The sequence below is a fragment of the Bdellovibrio sp. BCCA genome (genome assembly GCF_037996825.1).
Lineage (GTDB): Bacteria > Bdellovibrionota > Bdellovibrionia > Bdellovibrionales > Bdellovibrionaceae > Bdellovibrio.
This window is the reverse complement of the sequence record NZ_JBBNAC010000001.1, coordinates 1,799,178-1,813,647: the sequence shown is the minus strand read 5'-3', so window position 1 is coordinate 1,813,647 and position 14,470 is coordinate 1,799,178. Positions and strand designations below refer to the sequence as shown.

Annotated in this window: 16 protein-coding genes; 3 read left to right on the top strand and 13 right to left on the bottom strand. The window is 45.3% G+C overall.

Features of this window, described 5'->3' with window-relative positions:
- Positions 1-51: 51 nt before the first annotated feature.
- From tilS to AAAA78_RS08975, 5 genes are all read right to left on the bottom strand, one after another.
- Positions 52-1,002, bottom strand: coding sequence for a tRNA lysidine(34) synthetase TilS (tilS, locus tag AAAA78_RS08995; RefSeq protein ID WP_340591585.1), 951 nt, complete (start codon positions 1,000-1,002; stop codon positions 52-54).
- Positions 999-2,354, bottom strand: coding sequence for an aldehyde dehydrogenase family protein (locus tag AAAA78_RS08990; RefSeq protein ID WP_340591583.1), 1,356 nt, complete (start codon positions 2,352-2,354; stop codon positions 999-1,001). The genes tilS and AAAA78_RS08990 overlap by 4 nt, the downstream gene beginning before the upstream one ends.
- A gap of 67 nt (positions 2,355-2,421) precedes the next feature.
- On the bottom strand, positions 2,422-2,655 hold the full coding sequence (locus AAAA78_RS08985) for a hypothetical protein (RefSeq protein WP_340591582.1): 234 nt from the start codon (positions 2,653-2,655) through the stop codon (positions 2,422-2,424).
- A 51-nt stretch (positions 2,656-2,706) separates the two neighbouring features.
- On the bottom strand, positions 2,707-3,066 hold the full coding sequence (locus AAAA78_RS08980; protein WP_340591580.1) for a hypothetical protein: 360 nt from the start codon (positions 3,064-3,066) through the stop codon (positions 2,707-2,709).
- Positions 3,056-3,487: a type II toxin-antitoxin system RatA family toxin gene (locus AAAA78_RS08975; RefSeq protein ID WP_340591578.1), complete on the bottom strand. Its 432-nt coding sequence runs from the start codon at positions 3,485-3,487 to the stop codon at positions 3,056-3,058. Before AAAA78_RS08975 ends, AAAA78_RS08980 begins: the two co-directional genes overlap by 11 nt.
- Before the next feature lie 170 nt (positions 3,488-3,657).
- Here AAAA78_RS08975 and AAAA78_RS08970 point away from each other — a divergent pair, with 170 nt between their 5' ends.
- A complete protein-coding gene (locus AAAA78_RS08970; RefSeq protein ID WP_340591577.1) occupies positions 3,658-4,566 on the top strand; it encodes an NADP-dependent oxidoreductase in 909 nt (302 codons plus the stop codon).
- Here the strand turns inward: AAAA78_RS08970 and AAAA78_RS08965 are convergent.
- Genes AAAA78_RS08965 through AAAA78_RS08955 form a run of 3 tightly spaced genes read right to left on the bottom strand, consistent with a single transcriptional unit; the run spans position 4,563 to position 6,240 of the window.
- Entirely contained in the window at positions 4,563-4,856 is a 294-nt protein-coding gene (locus AAAA78_RS08965) for a hypothetical protein (protein ID WP_295906202.1), read from the bottom strand. The genes AAAA78_RS08970 and AAAA78_RS08965 overlap by 4 nt on opposite strands.
- A 32-nt stretch (positions 4,857-4,888) precedes the next feature.
- Entirely contained in the window at positions 4,889-5,851 is a 963-nt protein-coding gene (glpX, locus tag AAAA78_RS08960; RefSeq protein WP_340591576.1) for a class II fructose-bisphosphatase, read from the bottom strand.
- Positions 5,830-6,240 (bottom strand): acyl-CoA thioesterase, encoded by a 411-nt coding sequence (locus AAAA78_RS08955; protein WP_295906200.1) that lies wholly within the window; start codon positions 6,238-6,240, stop codon positions 5,830-5,832. The genes glpX and AAAA78_RS08955 overlap by 22 nt, the downstream gene beginning before the upstream one ends.
- 50 nt (positions 6,241-6,290) lie before the next feature.
- On the opposite strand from AAAA78_RS08955, the gene pgsA reads away from it, so the two are divergent.
- Positions 6,291-6,851: a CDP-diacylglycerol--glycerol-3-phosphate 3-phosphatidyltransferase gene (gene pgsA, locus AAAA78_RS08950; RefSeq protein WP_340591574.1), complete on the top strand. Its 561-nt coding sequence runs from the start codon at positions 6,291-6,293 to the stop codon at positions 6,849-6,851.
- Between the two features lie 200 nt (positions 6,852-7,051).
- Here pgsA and aceA read toward each other — a convergent pair whose 3' ends face one another.
- From aceA to AAAA78_RS08925, 5 genes are all read right to left on the bottom strand, one after another.
- Positions 7,052-8,392, bottom strand: coding sequence for an isocitrate lyase (gene aceA / locus AAAA78_RS08945; RefSeq protein WP_340591572.1), 1,341 nt, complete (start codon positions 8,390-8,392; stop codon positions 7,052-7,054).
- Complete coding sequence (aceB, locus tag AAAA78_RS08940; protein ID WP_340591571.1) at positions 8,334-9,959, bottom strand: malate synthase A; 1,626 nt, start codon at positions 9,957-9,959, stop codon at positions 8,334-8,336. Before aceB ends, aceA begins: the two co-directional genes overlap by 59 nt.
- 158 nt (positions 9,960-10,117) lie before the next feature.
- On the bottom strand, positions 10,118-11,677 hold the full coding sequence (locus AAAA78_RS08935) for a DHA2 family efflux MFS transporter permease subunit (protein WP_340591570.1): 1,560 nt from the start codon (positions 11,675-11,677) through the stop codon (positions 10,118-10,120).
- Between the two features lie 7 nt (positions 11,678-11,684).
- Complete coding sequence (locus AAAA78_RS08930; protein ID WP_340591569.1) at positions 11,685-12,533, bottom strand: HlyD family secretion protein; 849 nt, start codon at positions 12,531-12,533, stop codon at positions 11,685-11,687.
- 11 nt (positions 12,534-12,544) lie between these two features.
- The gene (locus tag AAAA78_RS08925; protein WP_340591567.1) at positions 12,545-13,855 is read right to left on the bottom strand and encodes a TolC family protein; all 1,311 of its coding nucleotides are present in this window, start codon (positions 13,853-13,855) and stop codon (positions 12,545-12,547) included.
- Between the two features lie 120 nt (positions 13,856-13,975).
- On the opposite strand from AAAA78_RS08925, the gene AAAA78_RS08920 reads away from it, so the two are divergent.
- Positions 13,976-14,446, top strand: a complete 471-nt coding sequence (locus AAAA78_RS08920; protein WP_340591565.1) for a MarR family winged helix-turn-helix transcriptional regulator — start codon at positions 13,976-13,978, stop codon at positions 14,444-14,446.
- Positions 14,447-14,470 lie beyond the last annotated feature (24 nt).

The window sequence follows — 14,470 nt, the reverse complement described above, 5'->3', positions numbered from 1 at the left end:
GATGCCATCTCAAAAAAAGAAACTTCGCAAAGAGAATGACTCCCTCTCAAATCAGGACTGGACCTTGACTTGCTCTGCGTTAACTTCCCAGTGACAGCCACCTACTTTGAATGTGATCACTTTTTGTGACTTGTCCAGGCGCTTTTGAATTTCTTCAAGATGAGATTGGGAAAAATCGCGTTTTCCGAGGGCAAAAAGGTACTGCGCCAACAATCTTTTTTGTTCAAACGGGCTTAAAGTGAGATAAAAACCACGCGAAAGCCCCTGTGTCTTATAAGACTCATTTTGACTCAGGAGATCACCCCACGGACGATTTTCAATTTCAAGCGCAATAGTTTCCAGTGAGCGTGCTAAGGCCGCCGATGCACCTCGCGCGCGACGTTCTAACTCCTTTAACCACTCTTCACGAATCCAATTACGCAAAGGGTCCAGTTTGGAGTTCGAAGGATCCTCAAAAATGCGTAATTTTTCTTCACGCAAATATTTTTTCAGTTCTTTTTTTGTGATTTCTAAAAAGGGACGGAAGACGCTGTCTTTAAAAACGTGCATTGCTTGAAAACCTTGCGCGCCCGTTCCGCGAATCAATCTTAACAAACGCGTTTCTAAAAGATCATCCCGATGATGTCCCGTCGCTAAAATCTGAAATTTCTCGTCTTTCATCAAGCGATCCAAAGCTTCATAGCGAAGCTCTCGATACTCCGCTTCCGACTTGGCAAGCATCGAAGATTTCAGAGGGAAAAAGCTAATTCCCAATTTTTTGCAGAGCTTTTCGCAGAAAACCTGTGCTTCTTTGCGATACTCTTGATTGGAATCTTCACCATGATGGAAATAACAAGCACCGAGCAATTCTTTTTTATGAACTTTTGAAAGCACACGAAGAAGAGCAACAGAATCCGTGCCGCCGGAAAGAGCAACCAAGATCTTTTTTTCCTGTAAGGAGTGAAGTTTAATCAATTTCCAAACATGATGATCAAGATCCTGCTTTGCTCTTAGTAACTTCACTTCATTTCCCCTGCGACGGCCACCGTTTTAATATTGACGAACTCGAGAATTCCAAAATGTCCCAATTCCCGACCGTAGCCTGACTCTTTCACGCCGCCAAATGGAATGCGCGGGTCGGACTTCACATAATCATTCACCACGACAAATCCAGCCTGCAACTCTTTTTCTATGAGTTCTTTTCCTTTTTTAAGGTCGCGCGTGAAGATCCCACCGCCAAGTCCATACGGAGACGAATTCGCCGCTTTCAAGGCCTCCTGCGTGTTTTTCACAACAAGAATTGAAGCCACAGGTCCGAACACTTCCATTTTATGAAGCTCAGGATGGTCCTTTTCAAAAACAATCACGGTCGCAGGATAAAAAGCGCCTGCGCCCTGCGGAGCCGATCCGCCAAGAACCACTTTACCGCCCCAGGATTTTAGTTTTTCAACTTGCTCCATGATTTGTTTTTGAAATTTCACACTGGCCAACGGCGCGATTTCCGCTGCCTTCATTTCCCTTACGAAAATATCAATGAACTCTTTAGAGACTTTTTCATCAACAATAAATCTTTTTCCCGCAACACAGCTTTGTCCGCAATTCACAAGACGCGCTTTCACACAAGTTTTTGCGGCCATTTCTATATCGGCATCATCAAGAACCAAATAAGCATCACTGCCACCTAATTCCAAAACGATCTTTTTTAAATTTTTAGCTGCTTCAGTAGCAACAGCTCGCCCGCCAGCACTGCTTCCTGTGAAGGTCACTCCTCGCACATTGGCGTCGGCAATCACTTGCGCTGCCACTTCGTGATCCACTTGAATATTGCGCAAAAGTTTATAGTTGGGAGTGATGTCCGCAAAAATTTTCCCCAGCAACTCGGCTGTTCCCGCAGTGAGATCGGCGTGCTTTAAGACGATCACATTTCCCGCCATCAAGGCTGGCGCCGCAAAACGAATCGTCTGCCACACAGGGAAATTCCAAGGCATGATACTAAAAACAACTCCCAAGGGTTGAAAGCTGACTTCAGCAGAAGTGTAAGGCGAAGACACCGCCGGTTGATTGCGCAACATTCCCGGAGCTTCTTTCGCATAAAATTCGCAAGTGACAGCGCACTTTTCGATTTCTGCCTTGCCTTCACTTAGAAGCTTTCCCATCTCTTGATTCATCATCTGCGCAAATTCGGTCTTATGCTCACGCAACGCCGCCGCCAGCTTATGAAGAGCTTGCGAGCGCTCTTCCCAAGAAGCTTTTCGCCAAATTTGAAAATCTTGAGACGCGGCTTGAATCGCTTTCTGCGCTTCATCCCAAGTGACGTGTTGATAAGTTTTAAGGGTGTCTCCGGTTGCAGGATTGACAGTTGAAAATGAGCTCATAACAACCTCCAAGAAAAGGCTGCCATAAACAAAGCCCCAGGTAAACCGCGGAGCAGTAGAGATGTAATTAGAGAGCTGTAAAGACTTGTTGAAAGGACACAACAAGACCCACAAGGAAAGCACCTGTCATAGCACCCCAAGCGACAGACTTGTAGAACTTGCCAAGCTGCATTGCTGCACGCGCATAAGGTCTTTCAGAAGCCAGAAGCGGGATGGGTGTCACGATAGTTTTGATAAACTGGTGACAGCATCCGCAAAACAAAACGACTGAAATAAGGCTTAAGAGTTCGTGTTCCATCATAGAACTTATCGGCCAAAAGCGTCTCAACTTGAGATCGCCCTTGGTCGAGTTTTAGAGTTTTTCTGAAGGGTCTTTTTTAACGATATCGATTTCAGCTGTGATTTTAAACTTATGAGTTTCTGCAAACTTTGAAGCTTCTTTCACGAAATCGATTTTTTGAATGATACCGACGATTTCTTTTGTCACTCGTTGAGTGATTTCGTCCTTGGATTTATTTGCTCCCTGCAAAAGCAAATTCAAAGCTTCTTTCGGGAGTTTCAATTCAGAAACATACGCGCGCAAGCTTTCTTCAGTCATGAAAGCCGCACTGACCCCCGCCGTAAAAACCTTTTTTACGGTGTCACCCAGAAGACCTTTAAGATCTCCGGGTTGGTCTTTTTCGTCTTTCTTTTGACTGTCATCAGACGCCATAAAGCTGCTTTACTCTCTTGTGATAACTGCTGATCATATTCGGAAGATTCACGCTGACCAACGCATTTGCAATCGGGCCGGGAACAAACATACTGAACGTCGCTTCCACGGTGTAAGTCGCGCGCGTTTTACCAGCTTCATTATCAAGCTTCCAGGAACCGACAGAGGTTTTAAAAACATCGCCAGAGGCAAACTCCCAAGTGATACTGTTCGGGGCATTCTCCGTCATCCACAAATTGTATTTGAAAGATTTGATAACTTGAACGCTGTATTCCACAAGTTTTCTGTTGCCTTCGGTTTTTAAAACCGTGCACTTTTTCACTTCCGGAAGAAACTCGTGATACTTTTCGTAGTCAGAGATGATTTTAAAAAATTGCTCAGGAGTACAATTGAAAACTTCGGTGGTTGATGCTTTTGCCATAGGCTTTTAGTGTGTCTTTACAGTAACACTGAGTCAATCGCGAGCTGGACCATAAAGCGATTATGTTACATTTAAAATTCATGCGGACAACTGACATATTTCGTAGGAAGCGCTTGCGAGCACTCACTAACGGAAGCAAGCTTCGAGTGAAATATTTTTCGGAGGTGTTTATGAAGGTCGCAAGAATTTATTCTTATGGAAATTCAGATGAAATCAAAATCGAAGAATCACCACAACCCCAGGTGCATAGCGAAGACATTCTCGTGAAAGTTCACGATGCCGGTGTGAATCCCGTGGATTGGAAAATCCGCGAAGGCTTTATGAAACAAACAAGTCCGCACTTCCCTATCACGCTGGGACAAGATTTCGCTGGAGAAATCGTCGCTGTCGGCGATCAAGTTCGGGATTTTAAATCGGGTGATAATGTTTTCGGTTTTGCACCAGGCTCGTACGCTGAATACGCTTTGGTCTCTCCAAATAAAATCGCCCTAATGCCAAAGTCTTTAAATTATGAAGCAGCGGCTTCCATTCCCACCCCAGGGTTGACAGCATGGCAGCTTCTTGAGAAAGCCCAACTCAAGGCCAATCAAAATATTCTTATCCATGGTGCTGCAGGTGGCGTCGGATCTATCGCTTGTCAAATCGCTCTTTGGAAAAAAGCAAATGTAATTGGCACGGCTTCCGCTGATGACGTTTCATATTTAAAAAAATTAGGCGTGCAAAAAACGATCGATTATAAAAAAGACCGCTTTGAAGAATTCGCAAGAGACGTTGACGTCGTGATCGACCTTGTCGGAGGAGACACGCTGGCACGATCTTATCAAGTGATGAAAAAAGACGGCATTGCTCTGTCGACCGTAGGTGCCTTTAAAGAAACCGATGCTGCGAAGTTCGGCGTTCAAGGTGCAAACTTCGTGATGAGTCCTAACGCCAAGGATCTTTCCGAACTTGCTAAACTCTTTGATCAAAAAGTGATTCAAGTCCGCGTGGGCGAAGTGCTTCCTCTGAAAGAAGCAAAACAAGCGCAAGACATCAGTCAAAATGGACATGCTCACGGAAAAGTGATTTTAAAAATTTAGGATTTTTTAAAAAGAGCTTCGGCCGCAGCTCTTAAGGCTGCGGCTTTATCGACAGCTCCGGCGCCGCCTTTGCGGGGCTGAAAGAAATCACAGAAGTTCGCGCGGTCTTTTTCGCGCACAACGTCAGCCGAAGTTTCGCGGCATTCATTATAAACCTTGGGATCATAGAACTCACAGTTTTTGCAAACGTGCACATCCGCACGACAGTGAGGGCATTCCTCACGTCGCCCGATATTTCCAGAGAACGTCATCTCTTTGTTGCAATTAAAACAAATAAGTTTTGTATCCATAATCCCCGGGGAAAAAGGTACCTGGTACCTTTTTAGATTTTTGGTTTACGCTCAAGATCGTGTTGAGCTTCAATGGTACGGATTGTACCAGTTGCAGAACGCATGACAATAGAATGCGTTTTTGCAATACCATTACCCAGGAAGCGAACACCTTTAAGCAAGGAACCATCTGTCACTCCGGTGGCGATAAACATCACGGAACCAGAAGCCAGTTCATCAATTGTAAATTTCTTGTCTGGATCACTAAGACCCATGCGCTTGGCGCGAGATTTTTCTTCTTCGTTTCTGAATTTCAAACGACCTTGGAAGTCTCCACCCAGGCACTGCATCGCTGCTGCAGAGATCACACCTTCCGGCGCTCCACCAATACCCAAAAGCAAATCAATACCAGAGTCTTCCCACGCTGCTGCCACTGCCGCAGAAACGTCACCGTCACCGATCAAGTTAATACGCGCGCCGGTTTTGCGAGCTTCTGCAATCAAAGCCTCATGGCGAGGACGATTTAAAATCACCACAGTCACTTCGCTGACGGGCTTGTTCAGCGCTTGCGCGACAGCTTTGATATTTTCTGTCGCTGATTTATCAATATCAATTTTCCCGCGAGCCGCAGGACCGCACGCGATTTTATCCATGTAAGTGTCTGGTGCATGCAAGAATTTACCTTGCTCCGCCACTGCGATCACAGAGATAGAACCCGGTCCACCCGTCGCACAGATTGTTGTTCCTTCCAAAGGATCTAAAGCAATATCCAACGCCGGAGCGTCTTCTGTTTTGTGACCAACTTTTTCACCGATATAAAGCATCGGAGCTTCGTCACGCTCCCCTTCGCCGATCACAACAGTTCCATCCATGCGAATCACGTCGAAGGCTTTTCTCATGGCGTCTACGGCTGCCGCATCAGCTGTTTTTTCTTCTCCACGGCCCACCCAGCGAGCGGAAGCCAGAGCTGCTGCTTCTGTCACACGTACGAATTCTAAAGCCAGGTTTCTGTCCATTGTTCACTCTCCATGGCGGCTTTCATATCAGCCGGTAATCTTAAAAGTTTTAAATCAAGTCCCAATGACACGTGCACTGTTTTCGCCACCGAGCAAACTTCGCCGTTTCTTCCTCTTAAACGATATTGAAAGATGATGCGATTGCCTTCGGTTTTTCCCTGCACTTCAATTTCTAAATCATCACCGAAAAAAGTTGGTTTCATGTGCTTTACTTGCGTTTCATAAACAGCAAAGTGACTAGCTGAACCCGGTTTTTGATAATCAATCAGACCTTTTTCATGCGCCCATCCTACCCGCGCTTCTTCATAAAAACGCAAATAGTTGCTGTGGTGGACGATCCCCATAAGGTCGGTCTCGTAAAACTGCACTTTGTGACGATGAATAAACATTGATTCTTTCTAGTCTAAACTGATAGGTTGAAGCAACTAAAAGGACAAAAATGGCCGTCACAGAATTTCAAAAAAGTCTTCCTATGCGAATCACCATGAGTCGCATTTTCGCAGTGCCTGTTATTGTGGCAATGATGTGGCCCAACACGCTCTACTGGAATGTGGCTGCGGCAGTCTTTTTTATTTTCGCTTCTGCGACGGATTATTTCGACGGCTATTACGCTCGCAAATACAATGCTGTCAGCAATTTTGGGAAATTCATGGACCCAATTGCTGATAAGATTTTAGTGACGAGTGTTTTGGCGATGCTTTTAGCTCAAGGTAAAATCGATGCCTGGATGGTGATCATTATTCTGGCCCGCGATAACTTTATCGGAGGTATCCGCTCGGTTGCTGCGGCAGATCAAATCATTATTGCGGCCAAACCCGCCGGAAAATGGAAAACGGCGATGCAGATGGTGGCCATTCCCATTGTAATTATTGGAAATATGGACCCATATGTTCCGTATTTGGACAAAATTGGCTACGGCGTCTTGTGGATCAGCGTCATTTTGAGTATAACAAGCGGTATTGAGTACTATTTAGGATACCTTAAAAGCCGGAAGGCTTAGGGATTTTGCTTTATGCTTATGTACCTTTCACCAAGTAACTGGTTTCTGATTTTCTTAGCCTTTCTTTTAACAGGCTATTTGAAAATCGCGTCGGCGAAACCGACGAAACCTGTTTTCTTTGCGAGTTCTTCTTTCGCACAAATTCTTCGCTAATAGTATTTAAGGCGCTCCCTTTCTGAAGCGCCTTTTTCAAAAAAAATCTAATGCCCTCTTGGTTGAACCGTCTGCGCTTCCGGCTGTTGCTGTTGCGCTTGCGGATGGAATTGTTCTTCGGTTGAGCCTTTCAAAGCCCCCGTTGAAGCCTTTCCTTCCATCACGGTCTGCAAAACATGATCAAAGTATCCAGTTCCCACTTCTGCCTGATGCTTCACTGCTGTGTAACCGTGATCGGCCGCTGCGAATTCTTTTTCTTGAAGTTTCACATAAGCACTCATGCCGTCTGTAACATACTGATGAGCTAAATCAAAAGTATGATAGTTCACTAAGTGCCATCCCGCCAAAGTGATGAATTGAAACTTGTATCCGAGTTTTCCAAGACGATCTTGGAACTCGGCGATCTCTTGATCACTTAAATGCATTTTCCAATTAAACGATGGCGAACAATTGTAAGCTAAAATTTTTCCCGGGAACTCTTTATGAATTTCGCGAGCGAAAGTTTCAGCTTCTTTCATATCCGGCTTGGAGGTTTCAAACCACAGCACATCCGCCCAGCGAGCATACGACATCGCACGAGAGATCGCATAATCAAGTCCACCGCGAATGACGTAATAACCTTCCGGAGTTCTTTCTCCAGTCAGGAACGGACGATCTGCGGGATCAATATCTGAAGTCATTAGAGTCGCACTTAATGCGTCGGTTCTGGCGACTATCACGGTCGGAACATCCAAAACATCAGCCGCTAAACGTGCGGCTTGCAATGTACGAATAAAGTTGCTCGTCGGAACAAGAACTTTTCCAGCCAAGTGCCCGCATTTTTTTTCGGCCGCCAATTGATCTTCGAAATGGACTCCGGAGGCTCCCGCTTCAATCATTGACTTCATCAATTCAAACGCATGCAAAGGTCCACCGAATCCGGCTTCAGCATCGGCAATAATCGGCGCATACCAAGAAAGACCTTTTAAATCTTTTCCGGATTGATTGGCGATTTGATCGGCACGCATAAAAGCGTTGTTGATCCGCTTCACCAAAGAAGGAACAGAGTTTGAAGGATACAAGCTTTGGTCAGGATAAGTTTGTCCTGAGAGATTTGCATCGGCGGCGACTTGCCATCCGCTTAAATAGATCGACTGCAAACCGGCTTTCACCATTTGCACAGCTTGACCACCCGTCAATGCTCCAAAGGTGCTCAAATACCCGGGACTTGTTAGTCCTTTCCACAAACGGCCAGCACCCATTTCTGCCAGCGTGTGTTTCACCGGCACACTCGTGCGAAGTTTCACAACATCCATGGCCGAATAGTTTCTTTGAATTCCCGCCCAACGTTTATCGGTGGTCCAATTGAATTCGAGCTGTCGCGCTTGAAGCTCCGGATTTAAAATCATTGTACTCTCCTTTATTTTCTATTTGGTTTAAAATTTCAGAAGCGCTCGTTGTGAAGAACTCAGGAAACTGCTCCGTGAGAATTAATGAATTTAAAAAATTTGTCGCACGGTCCAGATGCGGAAGATTTTCTGGAATCAACTTCTTCACTTCATCGATTAAAATTTCCTGATACAGCTCGGGCGTGAACACACGACCGTCAGAAAGTTTCACGGCGTGATGGAGCCATTGCCACAGTTGACTGCGAGAGATCTCTGCCGTTGCGGCATCCTCCATCATATTGTGTAAAGCCGCTGCACCAACGCCTGAAAGCCAGCGGTCAAAATAAAGCAGACTGACATTGATATTGGTTCGCACTCCTTCTTCTGTGATTTTTCCTTCTACGGACGGCATTCTGAGGAGATCACTGTCATTGACCTTTCCAGGAGGAATCATTGATTTTTGATGTGGGCCTTTAGCGAGTGCGCGATTAAGTTCTTCCTCGGCAATAGGAATAAGATCCGGATGCGCCACCCAAGTGCCATCAAAACCAAGACACGCTTCTCGGAATTTATCTTGCGCGACTTTCATCATCGCTTTGCTATTGAGTTCAGAATCTTTTCTATTAGGAATAAACGCGGCCATGCCACCAATAGCATGGGCATCACGGCGGTGGCAGGTTTGCACCAAGAGCTGACAGTAAGATTCCATCATAGGAATGGCCATTGTCACCTGCGCGCGGTCTGGAAAAATCAAATCACTGTTAAAGTTGAATTTTTTGATGATACTAAAAATATAATCCCAGCGGCCGGCATTTAAACCTGAAGCATGATCTTTCAGAACGTAAAGAATTTCGTCCATCTCAAAAGCCGCCGTAATGGTTTCAATCAACACCGTGGCACGAATAGTTCCGCGGGGAATTTTCAAGCGGTCTTGGGCAAAATTAAAAACATCGTTCCACCATGCAGCTTCTTCGTGGTTTTCTAATTTGGGCAAATAAAAATACGGACCGGTATTTCGTTTTAAAAGTTCATAAGCGTTGTGAAAAAAATAAAGACCGAAATCAAAAAGTGAAGCGGAAATCGGTTCACCGCGGATTTGGAAATTTCGCTCTTCTAAATGAAGACCGCGCGGGCGCACCACAAGGGTCGCTGTTTTTTCGTTCAAAGAATATTTCTTACCGTCTTCACTTTCATACGTGAGCGTGCGACGCACGGCTTTTTTTAATGAATCTTGCGCAAGTAAAACGTTACTCCAGGTCGGAGAAAGTGAATCCTCAATATCCGCCATAAAAACTTTAGCTTTGGAATTAAGGGCATTGATCATCATCTTTGGCTCTGCAGGGCCCGTGATTTCGACACGGCGATCTTGAAGATCTGCAGGGGTCTTTGCCACCGTCCACGCCGCTTGGCGAATGCTCAACGTTTCTGCGGGAAAGCGGGGCTTCTGTCCTTGCGCGAATTGCTGCGCCTGAGTCCGACGTCGCAAAAGAAGATTGCGACGAAGATTGTCGAATTTTTCATGAAGAGAGATTAAAAACTCAGCGGCATCGGGCGTAATGATCTCAGTTTTTATTTTTGGTTCGTTCATGGCGACACTCCTTGACTAGCAATAAGAGTGTCTTTAGAGGCAAGTAATCGACAAGTGACGATCTTGCAATTTCTGCTGGTAGTGACCTGGAGATAAAGTTTTAACTTCGAAGCTTTTGCTCTAACAGTGCCGAGGGACACTGCTAGAGTTTTTAAGAATTAGTGAGCGTCGACAACCTTGTTGGTTTTTTCTTTGAAGCGCAACAAGTAAAGCGGAATGAAAGAGATCGCAAAAATAATCATCATCAAGAACATAAGCTGTTTAAAACTCAGCATGAAAACTTGATTTTGAATTCGTCCGTAAAGACTTTTTAGCGCTGCCTCATTGCCGCTTGCCATACCTAGACTATCGCTCATTTTTTGCGTCAAACCATTCGCTGAAGAATAATAAGCACTCTGAGCATTGGAGTTTAAGAGCGATACTTTCGTCGAGAGATCCAAGTAATTCTGATGACTGTTTTTATTCAACATCGTGCCAATCAAGGCAATACCAATACTGCCTCCGATTTGACGGGCGAGGTTTAACAAACCAGAAACCTGTCCCATCTCAATGCCTTTAAACTGACTTAAGATCGACGAATTGATCGGAACGAACAAGAAAGCCATTCCAAATCCACGCACGAAGAGCATTCTTAAGATTTCACCTTTTGAAGACAGTGGTGAAAGAAGTGTCATCAAATACAAACACACTTCTAAAGACAGAAGCCCCACAAAGATCAACCACTTCGGATTGGTTCCTTTGTACATCCGCTGCCCCACCCACGGCATGACCGCCACTGTGAGCAACGATCCCGGAATAAAGAGCATTCCCGTTTGCGTGGCATCAAAATGCAAAGTTCGCGAGACATAAATCGGCAAGATAAAGACCACTCCATAGAGAAAAAATCCCACCATACCCATTAAGAGAACGCCATTACTCACGATAGGTTTTAAGAATAAGCGCACGTCGATGATTGGATTTTTCACTTTCGTTTCCCACCAAACAAAGAGCGGCAAACTGACTGTGGCAACAACCGTATTGAATAAAATTAATTTTGAAGCAAACCAGTCTTCGGATTCTCCACGCTCAAGAACATATTGAAGGCAACCGATTCCCAAAACCAGGAACGTCAAACCCCAAATATCCAATTCGTGTTTTTCTTCCTTATGAGCCGGATCTTTCTCCCGATCAAAGATCACCATTGCACCAACGAAGAACGCTAGCAAACCTAATGGCAAGTTGATGTTGAAGATCGATCTCCAACCAAAAGTGTCCGTGAGGTAACCACCCAAAGTCGGTCCAAGTGTTGGTCCGATCATCACGCTCATCCCGAAGATCGCACCGGCAATACCGGCTTTTTCCTTTGGGAACTGTTCGTAAATCAAGGTTTGAGAAGTCGGAAGAAGCGCTCCTCCGGCAAGACCTTGCAAGATACGAAAGACCGTAAGAGTTGCAAGATTTGGAGCAAGTCCGCAAGCCACCGATGTCGCCGTAAACAACAAGATACAACCAAGGTAATACGTTCTGCGCCCAATGCGCTCACCCAGCCATGCTGAAACCGGAAGGACGATGGCATTGGCGATGGCGTAACCTGTGATCACCATACTGATGTCTTCTAAGGTCGCCCCTAGATTTCCCATCATCGATGGCAAAGCCACGTTCACGATCGAGGCGTCGATGATCTCTAAAAGAGAAGCCATCACCGCCACGACGACTATTAGAACACCTTCCTTTTTCATAAAATCCTTAGTGTTTGTGAACTTTCACAAACGCGGAAAGACCCGCTTTCAATGCTTCGATTTCTTCTTCAGAAACGTTAGCAAATTTGATTTTTACAGGAACGCGCTGAACGACCTTCGTGAAATTCCCGGTGGCATTGTCTGGAGGAAGCAAGGTGAATGTGGCACCCGTTGCAGAGCTGATAGACTCAACAATGCCTTCAAAACTTTTTCCAGAAATCGCATCCACGTCGATGTTAACTTTCTTACCAGGTTGAATGCCTTCGATTTCCGTTTCTTTAAAGTTCGCTGTCACCCAGCGCTCACCGGCATCAACAAAACCAATCAAAGGAACTCCTGGAGCCGCAAGCTGTCCTACTTCGACCGCTTTCTTAGCGATAAAACCATCGGAAGGGGCTTTGATGTGGGTATTTTCATAGTTCAATTCCGCTTGTGCCACTTGGGCAGACAGCGCTTCAAACTTGGCTTTCACTTCTGCCGCTGTTGTTGTTGTCGTGTCGTATTGTTGTTGAGAGACGACACCTTTAGAAAACAACTCAGAGATACGTTTTACGTTTTTCTCGGCATCACGCTTACGCGCTTCCAAAGAAGAGAGCTCACCCTTCATTTGACGAAGAGTGTTTTGATAATCTCGATCATCGATCTCGACCATCAAATCTCCTTTTTTTACTTTCATGCCTTCAGCGATGTGCACGGCCTTCACGTAACCGCCCACTTTCGCCGCAACCATCACAGAGTGCGCTTCAACCTGCGCATTGTCTGTTGTCACATACATAAGATGTTCATAAAGGAAATAAATCCCGATCAGAGCTGCAAGAACTCCCACACCTGACAATATCTTTTTCTTTTTATTCATTTTCCTAATCCTTAATTAAACTGAACCAATTTTTGACCGGTGCTCAACTCAAGATTCACGATGGCTTCAATCGCCCCGATCTGAGCATTCACGGCACCTGCTTTGGCACGATAAAGTTCCGCTTCGGCATCAAGAACGTCTGTGTTTGTTCTCGCTCCGACCTTCTGACCTTCTCGTGACAGACGCACACTCTCTTCGGCTTTCACGATGTCGTTCAAGCGTGCTTCATAAACAGAGATATAATAAACGTATTTTCTTTTCCAGAAATCAAAGTCGCGCTTAGCCTTAAGTTCTGCCTGACGTAAGGTCTTCTCGGCTTGATACTTTTGCTCAATACTTTGTTTTGAACGAGAAATCGAAGTCATACCGTCAAAGAGATTCCAAGTCAGACTCACACCATACTGGTAAGCATCTCTAAAATTGTCGTAGTCATCAAAACGATCATTGCGATTGTTGTAGTACTGATACTGACCGATCAAAGCAATGCGAGGAACCCAATATTTCTCCGCAGAATCTTCCTGATGACGGAAGCCTTCCGCCTTCTGGCGTAAAGATTCCAAGTCCTTGCGTTCTTCCATTTTAAACTCTTTAAGGTTCGCAACAAGATCCGCTTTAAGACGAGGCAAGGCCCCATCCACTTCGGCCACATCAGCATCCTGACCAAGAGATTCACTCAGACGCGCGCGTGCCACTTCCACATTATCTGTGGCATTGAGAAGCTCCGATTGAGCCTCACTCATTTGCACTTCCACGCGAAGCACATCATAGTTTGTGGAAGAGCCGACCTTTTTGAAAAGACGAACGTCTTTAAGATGATCTTCCAAAGCACGCACGTTTTGTTCTGCAACGGCTTTGAGTTCCTTGGCCGCGACAGCCTTATAAAAAAGAACCGTCACTTCACGCTCCACCGTGAAACGAGTCCAATCGTAATCACTTTTTGCGGAGTCTTCAAAAGCGCTCGAACTAAGATATCTATTTGTACTTGAGAAACCATCAAAGATCGACCACTGCGCCGTCAGATAAAGATTTGTCGTCGGCACCACTTGCGGAATCGACAGCGGAGCCCCGCCCAGATTCACGTCCACCAACGCATATTTCTTATCAAAGAGATACGTCGCATTTGCAGACAACGTCGGTAAAAAACCAGAGTACGACTCTGTCTTTTTCCAACTGGTTTCTCTGTACTGTGATTCGGATCTTTGAACTTTAGGAGAATTATTGAGGGCCTCTTGCAGTGCCTCATTCAGTCTCAAGACTTCAGCCTGAGCTTGAATGGAGGCGAGAGCGACGAAGCTACTAACGAACAGCTTGCTACACTTCATAATGGGATTCATACGCCACCTAATCTTGAAATGTTTTAACCGAAAACCGTTTGCGATGCAAACTATTTGTGTTACTATCAATTAACTCTCACTTCCTTTTCATTAAACAGGAGGATTATTTTGAAACGCAAGCAAGACGATCAGATGTGTGCAAGCTCACCTTGGGAAACACCCGGAGTGCACCCTGCCTTAAAGGTGTATTTTGGATACTGTCTCTCAAAAGCCGCACTCAAACACAAAAGCATGCTTGCGAAAGAACTTGAGAAATACAAAGTTGTCTCCCCACAGCTTGGAATTATGAAACTTCTTCAGATGAATGGCCCCGCTAGCCAGATCTCTTTAGGACAAGATATGCACATCGACAAAGCTTCGATGGTGAAGTTTATTGATGGTCTTGAGAAACAAAAATATGTTCGCCGCGTTCCTGACAAAAATGATCGCCGCATCAAACTTGTGGAACTCACAGAAAAAGGCGCAAAGGATCTCCAGAAACTCGCACGCATTCGTCAGGAAATAGAAGACGAGTTCCTCTCCCCGCTTTCAGCAAAAGAAAAAGAAACTCTTCGCGAGATCGTATCTAAACTTGTTTGAACAATTTGCACAGCTGCCCGCCGG